The following is a 3,721-nucleotide window of genomic DNA, read 5'->3' on the forward strand; positions in this document are numbered from 1 at the left end:
CGTCCGCGCCGGTCGCCGCCGCGCCTGCGCCCGCGCCGCAGCCGGCTCCGGTGGCCACAGCCACAGCCTCTGATCCGAATTCGCCGATCGGCATCTGGGCCACCGAAGAGAACAAGGGCAACGTTCGCATCGAGGAATGCGGCGCCAATCTTTGCGGCTATGCCGTCAACACCGGCGAACGGATTCTGATCAACATGAAGCCGCAGGGCAGCAAGTGGACCGGCCGGATTCATGATCCAAGCAGCGGCCGCAACTACGACTCGACAATTGCGCTGAAGGGCACCACTACGCTCAAGGTCCAGGGCTGCGCCTTCGGCGGCATGTTCTGCGGCGGCCAGACCTGGAAGCGCGTGAGCTGACGATAATCCGCGACACGAGCTAGCGAAACAGTCGAAGCAATTTTTGAAGAAAGCCCACGTGCTCGGCCTTGTGCTCTCGCAGCACAGGCTGCGCCGCTTCCGGCAACGCCACGCCTTCGACACCGTTCGCCGCGGCCATCGCGACCGGGCCGACATGTTCGAGAAACGCGCGCTCATAGCCGCGCGACAGCCGCTCGACGGCTTCCCTGAGCGGCAGCCAGTCCACCGCCTTCACGTCGCGCATCAATTTGCGCGTGGGCATGTGGCCAGCTTCCATGCGCCAGTAATGCACCACCTTGGAGCCGCCGCGGGAGTCATAGACCAGCGTCCCCAGAAATTCGTGCACGGAAACATCGTGCCCGGTTTCTTCCATCACCTCGCGCTCGGCCGCGGCGCGCGGCGTTTCGCCGTCGTCGAGCTTGCCCTTGGGCAGGACCCATTCGTTGCGCTTGCGCAGGCGCACCACCGCGACCAGCGGCGGCTCCGCCTGCCGCAGCACAATGCCTCCCGCTGCCAGCACCGGCGTTCGCGCCATCTCTTTTCCCGCGTTTTTCGTGACTGCGAATGCAGTGCGACCGCGAGCTTATAGAGACAAGGGCGATGAGAATCGAGACTAAACCTGCGGTTTCCGTAACAGCGGCTCGCCGGCGCGGATGCGTCCGCCTTCCACGATGTTATCGGCGAATTCGAAATGATCCGGCGCCAGTACGATGATGGTCGAGCCGTGCTCGAACCAACCGAGCTCGTCGCCTTTGCTGACTTTCGCATCGCACGGAAACACCGTCGGCCCCCTGCTCTGCGCATTGAGCGTGAGATCGAGGAAATGCAGCCGGATGCTGGCGACCAGGATGGCGGCGACCGGCACCAGCGTCAGCGCGTCGCCCGATGGCAGCCGCGCCTGCAGCACCGCCCGCTCGTTCTTGCAGAACAGCCGCTCGACCCGCTTCAGCGCGATCGGATTGACGTTCCAGACGTCGCCATGGATGAAAGTGACCTTCTCGATCGTGGCATCGTAAGGCGCATGAAAGCGGTGATACATGCTCGACGTCAGCCTGAGCGTGAGAAAGCGGCCGTTGCGATGGCTCTCCACCAGCGCGGGATCGCCGAGCAGATCGAGCAGCGAGTAAGGCGCACCCTTGATCTGAAACAGCTCGGTTTCCGCGATTCTGCCGAAGGCGCCGATGATGCCATCGGAAGGACTGGCCACGACGCTCGGGTCAGGATCCGCCGGCCGCAGCCCGGGGCGCAGTTCGCGCGTAAAGCAATCATGCAGGCTCTTGAACTCGGTCTTCCTGGCTTCCGACAGATCGAGATCGGAAAACAGCCGCCAGCAGGCAATCGAGAAATCGCGCACAAAGGGGCTCTCGATCTTGCTGAACCAGCCCATGAAGCGTGTCAGCGCCGCCCGTGGGATACGATTGGTCAGCAGGAAGTTGAGACCCTCCTGCTGCGTGAAACGGGCGATCAGGCCCCGTATTGTCATCAATCTGTCAGCAGGATTGGCTAGCGCTTCAGGCATGGATTCGTCCCTTCCGATTCTTTCCCTGTCCGCCGCTGCGGTCGCTAGCGCCGCGGCAGTCTTCCCCAAATTGCAGGCGCGACTGGCGCTGTCGCGCGCCAAGCACCGCTCGCTGACCGGACATTCCAAAATGTCCAAGATGGTCGCGCGGCTGGTGCCGCATTACGAATTCGATATCGACAGCTTCTTCTGTTCCGACGGCGCGCCCGGCGACGTCGCCATGCAGCGGCAGGACGCTTTCTTCCGGCTCGCCCGCCTCTATGAAGAGCGCTATGCCAAGGGCCGGCAGATGACGGCCGACGCCGCGACGCACATCTCCGACCTGCAGTTCACCGAAACCTACCGGGTGCCGTTCCAGTACAGCCGGCTGGTTCGCGAAAATCTCGGCACCGGCGCCTTCATGGAATCCTCGGCCGGCGTCACTGTCACAGACGTCGACGGCAATGTGTTCTACGACCTGACCGGCTCCTACGGCGTCAACATTTTCGGCAACGACTTCTACAAGGAGTGCATCACGGAAGCCGAAAAGCGCGCCCATGCACTCGGCCCCGTCCTCGGCCCCTATCATCCCGTCATCACCGAGAATGTACGGCGGCTGTGCGAGATTTCCGGGCTCGACGAAGTCTCGTTCCATATGTCCGGCACCGAAGCCGTCATGCAGGCGGTGCGGCTGGCGCGCTACCATACCAAACGTTCGCACCTGGTTCGTTTCGCCGGCGCCTATCACGGCTGGTGGGGCGACGTGCAGCCCGGCGTCGGCAACCCGGTGTCGCCGCACGAGACCTATACGCTCGCCGACATGTCGGACCGGACGCTGCATGTGCTGCGCACGCGCAAGGACATCGCCTGCGTGCTGGTCAATCCCTTGCAGGCGCTGCATCCGAATGCCAACGCGCCCGGCGATTCCGCGCTCGTCGACAGTTCGCGCAAGGGAAATTTCGATCGCGCCGCTTACACGGAATGGCTGACGAAACTGCGCGAGGTCTGCACCGCGCGCGGCATCGTACTGATCTTCGACGAAGTCTTTGTCGGCTTCCGCCTCGCCGCCGGCGGCGCGCAGGAATATTTCGGCGTCCGCGCCGACATGGTCACTTACGGCAAGAGCCTTGCCGGCGGTCTTCCCGTCGGCGTGGTCTGCGGCCGCAAGGATCTGATGCGCCGCTTCCGCGACGATCGCCCCGCGGACGTCTGCTTCGCCCGCGGCACCTTCAATTCGCACCCCTACGTGATGACGGCGATGGACGAATTCCTCAGCCGCCTCGCCAGCCCCAATTTCAATGCCGTCTATCAGGGGCTCGACGAGACCTGGAACAGCCGCGCCGAGGCGCTTAACGCGCGGCTGGCGGCAGACGACCTGCCCGTCCGCGTCAGCAATCTCTCCTCGATCTGGATGGTGCAATATACCGAGCCGTCCCGCTACAACTGGATGCTTCAATACTATCTGCGCGCCGAGGGGCTGGCGCTGAGCTGGGTCGGAACCGGCCGGCTGATCTTCAGCCTCAACTACACCGACGCCGATTTCAGCGAAGTCGCCGACCGTTTCGTTGCTGCAACCGAAAAGATGAAGCGCGACGGCTGGTGGTGGCACGACGCTTCCCTGACCAACAAGAACATCAAGCGGCGGATTCTGAAAGAGCTGCTTGTCAAAAGATTCGGGCGCTGAAGACGCGCTTCCGTCTATCGTCATCACCGATCTGGCTCCTTCGTCATTGCGAGGAGCGAAGCGACGAAGCAATCCATCTATCCCCGCGCGGAGAGCTGGATTGCTTCGCTTCGCTCGCAATGACGGCATCACAACGGCTGTCTCGTTGTTTCTCGTCATGGCCGGGCTTGTCCCGGCCAT

The 3,721-nt window shown here is 63.1% G+C and carries 4 protein-coding genes; 2 read left to right on the top strand and 2 right to left on the bottom strand.

Annotated features, from left to right (window positions below):
* A partial coding sequence (locus CP49_RS09465; protein ID WP_156438214.1) for a DUF2147 domain-containing protein occupies positions 1 to 359 on the top strand: 359 nt, incomplete at its 5' end.
* Between the two features lie 19 nt (positions 360 to 378).
* Here the strand turns inward: CP49_RS09465 and CP49_RS09470 are convergent.
* Together CP49_RS09470 and asd are read right to left on the bottom strand one after the other, a co-directional pair.
* The gene (locus tag CP49_RS09470) at positions 379 to 894 is read right to left on the bottom strand and encodes an NUDIX hydrolase (protein WP_082645947.1); all 516 of its coding nucleotides are present in this window, start codon (positions 892 to 894) and stop codon (positions 379 to 381) included.
* Between the two features lie 78 nt (positions 895 to 972).
* Positions 973 to 1,842 carry an archaetidylserine decarboxylase gene (gene asd / locus CP49_RS09475; RefSeq protein WP_057850007.1) on the bottom strand — a complete coding sequence of 290 codons (870 nt, stop codon included), beginning with the start codon at positions 1,840 to 1,842 and terminating at the stop codon, positions 973 to 975.
* Positions 1,843 to 1,876: 34 nt separating this feature from the next.
* On the opposite strand from asd, the gene CP49_RS09480 reads away from it, so the two are divergent.
* A complete protein-coding gene (locus tag CP49_RS09480; protein WP_057850008.1) occupies positions 1,877 to 3,541 on the top strand; it encodes an aminotransferase class III-fold pyridoxal phosphate-dependent enzyme in 1,665 nt (554 codons plus the stop codon).
* Positions 3,542 to 3,721 lie beyond the last annotated feature (180 nt).

This window comes from Bradyrhizobium valentinum, from assembly GCF_001440405.1.
GTDB classification, from domain to species: domain Bacteria; phylum Pseudomonadota; class Alphaproteobacteria; order Rhizobiales; family Xanthobacteraceae; genus Bradyrhizobium; species Bradyrhizobium valentinum.